The organism is Moorena sp. SIO3I8, assembly GCF_010692325.1.
Classification (GTDB): domain Bacteria; phylum Cyanobacteriota; class Cyanobacteriia; order Cyanobacteriales; family Coleofasciculaceae; genus Moorena.
Window position 1 is genome coordinate 1 of the sequence record NZ_JAAHHW010000401.1, and the last position, 1,364, is coordinate 1,364.

Annotated in this window: 1 protein-coding gene; it reads left to right on the forward strand. The window is 38.6% G+C overall.

Annotation, left to right across the window (positions count from 1 at the left end; genetic code table 11):
* On the forward strand, positions 1-1,169 hold a 1,169-nt coding region (locus tag F6K51_RS37360; protein ID WP_293031248.1), incomplete at its 5' end, for a fatty acyl-AMP ligase.
* Positions 1,170-1,364: the final 195 nt, after the last annotated feature.

Here is a 1,364-nt window from a genome sequence, read left to right on the forward strand (position 1 = left end):
GCCCCTTCCATGATTATGGTCTAATTGATGGACTGATACAGCCAATTTATTCTGGTATTACTTGTTATGTCATGTCATCATTAGCCTTTATTAAAAAACCAAGCTGCTGGCTGGAAGCTATTTCTAAGTATAAGGTAACCCATAGCCAAAGCCCAAACTTCGGCTATGACCTCTGTATTCAGAAAGTTAGCTCGGAACAATTATCTGAGTTAGACCTGAGGAGTTGGAGAACTGCTAGTAATGGAGCAGAGCCAATTCGTAAACATACTATAGAAAAGTTTATTCAAAAATTTGAACCCTGTGGTTTCCAAGCTACAGCTTTTTATCCAGCTTATGGCCTTGCAGAAGCAACCTTACTAGTAGCGACTAAACCTCACAATAATGTGCCTCAAATCACCCCAGTTGTGGCATCAGCCTTAGAGAAAAATCAGATTGTTGAGGGGGATACTAATCAAAAGGGAAATCGATATGTGGTTAGTTGTGGCTTCCCGATTTGTGACACAAATGTAATTATCATCAATCCCAATACTTTAACTAAGTGTGCGTCAGATGAAGTTGGCGAAATTTGGGTATCAAATTTGAGTATTGCTCAAGGTTACTGGAATAGACCAGAAGAGACAAAGCAAACATTTAAGGCTTATACAGTAGATACTGGTGAAGGTCCATTTCTACGTACTGGTGACTTGGGGTTCATCAAGAATGGTCAGCTGTTTATCACTGGGCGCTTGAAAGATGTAATCATCATTCGAGGCCACAATCATTATCCTCAGGACATTGAATTTACTGTTGAAAATAGTCACCCATCATTGCGTAAAAATTCAGGGGCTGCATTTGGGATTGAGGTAGATAACGAAGAGAAACTAGTCGTTGTTCAGGAGGTTGAACGAAGTTGGCTGCGAGAACTGGATTTCAATGAAGTAAATGGAGATATTCGTCAGGAATTGATGGCGCAACACGAACTACAGGTTTATGCGATCGCATTGATCAAATCAGGGAGTATTCCTAAAACTTCAAGTGGCAAGATAATGCGTCAAGCTTGTCGGATGAAGTTTCTAGAGGGAACTTTGGAAGTTATAAATTCAGGTGGTAGTAATCCAGAACACTTAAGAGAACTAACTGTTATGAGTGTTATGAAGGCAACTCCAAAAAATCGGGCGCATCTGGTGTAGGGACAAGAGTACGATGTAGAAAGCTTAGTGTCACTTTAGGCATAAATTGACTAAAAATTGTGGTGTTGCTGAATAAAAAAATGGTATTTAAAAAAAAAAACCATGGAATGACCTAAATGTCATAGTAATAAAACTCATAACTATGGTCATCAAAGAGCAAAACAAAGATATAAATGCAACGAATTTGTAATAAAA